This window comes from Parafilimonas sp. (assembly GCF_047606085.1).
Classification (GTDB): Bacteria; Bacteroidota; Bacteroidia; order Chitinophagales; family Chitinophagaceae; genus Parafilimonas.
On sequence record NZ_JASGEX010000188.1, the window covers coordinates 1 to 4,127 of the forward strand.

5 protein-coding genes are annotated in these 4,127 nt (G+C 38.4%); 1 reads left to right on the forward strand and 4 read right to left on the reverse strand.

Annotated features, from left to right (window positions below):
• Positions 1 to 117: 117 nt before the first annotated feature.
• The 3 genes from QM629_RS16465 to QM629_RS16475 all read right to left on the reverse strand — a co-directional run bounded on the left by QM629_RS16465 (position 118) and on the right by QM629_RS16475 (position 1,681).
• Positions 118 to 534: a hypothetical protein gene (locus QM629_RS16465; protein WP_415160986.1), complete on the reverse strand. Its 417-nt coding sequence runs from the start codon at positions 532 to 534 to the stop codon at positions 118 to 120.
• A 72-nt stretch (positions 535 to 606) separates the two neighbouring features.
• A complete protein-coding gene (locus tag QM629_RS16470) occupies positions 607 to 1,245 on the reverse strand; it encodes a glycoside hydrolase family 19 protein (protein WP_415160987.1) in 639 nt (212 codons plus the stop codon).
• On the reverse strand, positions 1,139 to 1,681 hold the full coding sequence (locus tag QM629_RS16475) for a hypothetical protein (RefSeq protein WP_415160988.1): 543 nt from the start codon (positions 1,679 to 1,681) through the stop codon (positions 1,139 to 1,141). Before QM629_RS16475 ends, QM629_RS16470 begins: the two co-directional genes overlap by 107 nt.
• 304 nt (positions 1,682 to 1,985) lie before the next feature.
• On the opposite strand from QM629_RS16475, the gene QM629_RS16480 reads away from it, so the two are divergent.
• Entirely contained in the window at positions 1,986 to 2,396 is a 411-nt protein-coding gene (locus QM629_RS16480) for a hypothetical protein (protein ID WP_415160989.1), read from the forward strand.
• A gap of 63 nt (positions 2,397 to 2,459) precedes the next feature.
• On the opposite strand, the gene QM629_RS16485 is transcribed toward QM629_RS16480, so the two are convergent.
• On the reverse strand, positions 2,460 to 3,563 hold the full coding sequence (locus QM629_RS16485) for a fatty acid desaturase family protein (RefSeq protein ID WP_415160990.1): 1,104 nt from the start codon (positions 3,561 to 3,563) through the stop codon (positions 2,460 to 2,462).
• Positions 3,564 to 4,127: the final 564 nt, after the last annotated feature.

Here is a 4,127-nt window from a genome sequence, read left to right on the forward strand (position 1 = left end):
ATCATTTTAGATACAATAGAAGAAACAGTATGAATACAATATTTGATACACTGATAAAAAGGATGGCAACTTACGAACCGAAAAGGCTAAACAAGCCTGATACCTAAACGCCTATACCTATAAAAGATTATTGCTTAAAGCAGCCTCGCTTGTATAATCATTAATGAATTCTTTAAAAGTGTATTGTTGTATGAGGCTGTAAAGAATAATATCATCTATTGTAATTTGCTTTACTGAAATAAAAGAAGATATTTCAGTAAAGCATTTTTCCACATTGACCACTTTATTTTTTACGCAGGCAATTAATAATGCGCGGCTATGTTTTAATAAGATGGCTGTTAGCTTTTCTTCATCTATGCCTGCCAGGTTTAATATGGGCAGCCTTATTCTTTTTAAAAAATACAGATGAACTTTTGGAAAAACATCAGGCTTATGCTTCAGAATATATTTGGCATAAGCCGGTAAATGTTCCAGGCATAAATTTGAATTGTTTGTATTTGCAGTACTGATGATTGTATCGTTATCAGAAACCATAATTGTATTTTACCGAATGCAGGGCTGTGCAATTTACTGTATTTGCGCCTGAATATGTATAACCTGGCTTTGTTAGCTGAACAAACTAACGCCCGCTTTATAGCGTGCAACCCTGTCTGATAAACCATTATACCCGCCGTTTATTTTTTTGGTTATTGCTTTGAACTGGCTAAGGTTTGAATCGTCTTCAATTGGTTTGGTTATATCAATTTTGTCAGCGATGTCGTTCAGTTTGCGTGAATTCCAAAACCAGCCGGCGCTCAGTGCGGCATTTTTCAGTTGTTCCGGTGTGCAAACATTGGAATTTTTTCCTCCCAGGAGGGCAGGGTTTTTCACGCAATCAATACCCAGTTCATTGCTTATAGCTGCATAATTTGCACGGCCGGTTATTTGTATCAGTCCGCGGCCCTTATAACGCACACCATCGCCGGCCTGTGTGTTGCCCAAATCTGCCCGGCCTTCATACGCGCTGCCGCTGGCTAATTCTTCTGTATAAAACAAGCCTCCGCTTTCATGGCCCACCTGTGCTAAAAAGCATAAGGCGCGTGCCGGTGTATTAATGTGAAAATGGCTGCATGTATCATTTATACAGGTTGAAAATTTTTCAGCATTGGCAGTTGATGAACTGGTGGCAAGCTTTATTTGCAGGGCTGAAATGCCTGAAACAGAAGAAGGCGGATGCACATCTGCTGCCGCATCTTTTATTATCATTTATTTTTTGCGCCGCTATTTCAGCCATCTTATTATTGAAGTCTTCTTTCAGGCATTCAATGAGGATGATGGCAAAATTAGAAGCGGCGAGGTAGGAGGGCGCTCTGAAAAAACTGCTCGAACTGTAATTCTTAATGATCGGATGCGCATAGAACTGGTCGCCAATATTTCTCTGGCTTCCTTTTTTTTCAGGGGGGCCGGTAAACATGTAAACGATCTCTGTAAAAATCGCGGCGAAACCTTTCAGGAAATTGAGCACTTTATTTTCCTCAACTGTATTGGAAAGCATACGTAAAGCAATCGCTTTCCTCAGCATTCTTGCCCGCAGCGATAAACCCGTTGCAATGGCTTCATTGATGGATGTGGCAAGAAAGCTGTATAACAGAAAAATAAAAACCAGCCCAATAGCCACATCAAGAACAGGGGTGTTGAACATAGTATAATTTTTGGCCTGCCTTAAAAACCTTTCGGCTGTATGGTTATGTAAAATGATATTCAAATTTACCTTGCCGCCTTTTGCATAAGAACGCGAAACCTGCAGTTTGCAAGGGGTGTTTTTCTCCGGCATTATTCGGAAAATTACAGGAGCATGTAAACAATAATAAACGAAAAATATTGCGGGATACAGCAAATGTTCCATAGCACGTTAGCCTGTAAAATATCCCGTAACGATGTTAGGTACAATCAACCATATTGCCAAAGTTTCCCCAACAAATTTTTTGACTGTAATTTTGGTGCCGATGAAAACAATCAAGCCTTTTTTAGTCGCTATTGTGTTTGTGGTTTTGCTTTTTGCCTGCAATACAAGCAATTATCCTGCGGCAACAACAGCCCTGGAAGGAGGCCGGGAATTTATTGACGCCTGCCTGAAAGGCGATTTTAAGAAAGCAGCTTTTTATATGATTGATGACAGCGTTAACAATAAAGACCTGTTGAAAATTAAACGCGATTACGATTTTAAACCTGCTGATGACAAGCATAATTATGCAGGCGCTTCCATCATCATCAATTCTGATGAAACCATAAATGACTCAACCCATATAATTAATTATGCCAATTCTTATGACAAGATGGCCCGCAAAGTGAAGGTTATAAAACGGAATGAGAAATGGCTGGTGGATTTTAAATATACATTTGATGGAAATCTATGATAAAAAATAAAAGAAACGATATTGTACCGTTTCTTTTATTCGTCATCAACTATTCACTGGTTATTACATGGTTTCCTCAAAAATATTTTCATGAAATGCGTTTGTGCGTAATAATCTATAATGGTTGCGCAACGATTTAAATAATGGAAACTGCCGGTAAGGCAAACTGTTTTTCGCCGCAAACGCCCGTATAATTTGTGTTACTTCAGGATAAAAAACATGGTTTACCGCGGGAAATAAGTGATGCGCAATATGATAATTAAAACAACCCATAAAGAAACGTATAAACCAGTTGTCTTCACTTACATCGTTAGTGCAGCTTAGCTGGTGGCGAAACCATGCCATTGGCATTTGCCCGTTCTCGTCAGGCATCGGGTATTCACTTTCGGTGCTGGCATGCGGCGAAAGCAACACCAGCAACGATACAATGCTTGCCGTAAACAACATGATTAAAAAAGCTATTATTGCCTGACCCCAGCTTACATTAAACAATAGCACAGGAACCAATATGGTATAGAGTATAAAAGCTATTTTAAAAATAAACAGTTTAATATATTCTATAGCAGGTATGTGGTCTATAACTTTCCAAACCAGTTTATTCTTATTGAAGAAATCTTTAAAATCTCTTATTAAAAGCCAGTTAATAAGATATAAAGGATAGAATAGCGGTAAATAAATATGCTGGTATTGATGCATTTTAGAAAAAGGCGCATGCGGAAACACCCTTGCCAGCTGGCTTTGTTCAAAATCGCTGTCCCATCCCATAACATTGGGATAATTGTGATGAAGCCGGATATGCCTTATCTTCCATATATAGCTGTTAGCACCCATCAGGTCAAAGAAATGAACATACCAGTTATTAATACGCTTGCTGGAGAACAAGGTGTTGTGAACAGCCTCGTGTATCAGGTTTAAAAAATTTAATACCAGCAAAAAACCCATTGAAAAAAAACATGCATAATAAATGGTAGCATTGGAAGCCCAGTAAAGCGCTGCTAAATATGATAAAATATAGAGGGCAGGAAAAAGAATGGCTTTTACAATAATTCCCGGTCTTCTTTTTTCTTCCAATCTGCTAACTGTTATGTTTACTTCTTTCCGTAATTGCTGAAATAATTCAGCATCTGCATTTTTTATGAAAGAAGGTTTGATAACACTCTCTGTCATAAATATGTGTTTAATCCGTATTCCTTGCAAGGGGCCTGTTTGGCTAGCTTAATGCAACTGTAAAAATAACAAAAATGAAGGGTTGCTGCTGCTTCCAAGCAGCCGCTTTTCACTAAATAGAGCCGCTTAACATTCTGTTTCTCAAGTTTTATTCCATAAAATTGCAAACTGAACAACCTGTTCATAAGTGAATATATATTCACTTATGAACAGGTGCAAAATATATCATTTAGTTGAAACTATAATAATGAAACGGAGCATAATATGTTTGCTCATACAGGGAAATGATTATTTGCAGCGTTCTCCCGAAGCAAGTGCGGGACAGGCATGAGGTCATTAAAAAAACAAACTTGTACGAATGAAACCGAGCATGATAATTTTTTCTCACACAGGGGAATGTGCATAGCGAGGGTCTCCCGAAGCAAGTTCGGGACAGGCATGAGACAACTGAAAAAACAAATATATACGAATGAAACGCCCATGTAAAATGTATTCAACACACAGGGGAATGTACATCAGGGCGTTCCATGAGGCAACTGAAAAAATAAACTTGTACGAATGAAA